The organism is Pantoea sp. GbtcB22 (assembly GCF_019091025.1).
Taxonomy (GTDB): domain Bacteria; phylum Pseudomonadota; class Gammaproteobacteria; order Enterobacterales; family Enterobacteriaceae; genus Pantoea; species Pantoea leporis.
Map to the genome: position 1 here is coordinate 1 of NZ_JAGXKB010000509.1, position 250 is coordinate 250.

Genomic DNA, 250 nt, shown 5'->3' on the forward strand with positions numbered 1-250 from the left:
CTCCCCTGCGGCGCCTCTTGCGTTTCTTCCGGCAGCTTGCTCATCGCTTTCCCAACGAAATCCACGGTGAAGGCAATAGAACCATCCGGCTGACGCACCAGATTCGACTGCTTCACACCACCGGCAGAGCGCAGCGTGTCTTTTACCCAGGCGATGTCGTCTGAGTGCAGCTGATTCCCGTCACGGGTGAAGTGCAGACGATACTGGAAGTTCATCACTTTGCCCGGCTCTGGCAGTTTTTCCGGCGTCC

Annotated in this window: 1 protein-coding gene; it reads right to left on the reverse strand. The window is 58.0% G+C overall.

What is annotated here, in order from left to right:
- A partial coding sequence (locus KVT28_RS25865) for a glucan biosynthesis protein (protein ID WP_217551116.1) occupies positions 1-250 on the reverse strand: 250 nt, incomplete at both ends.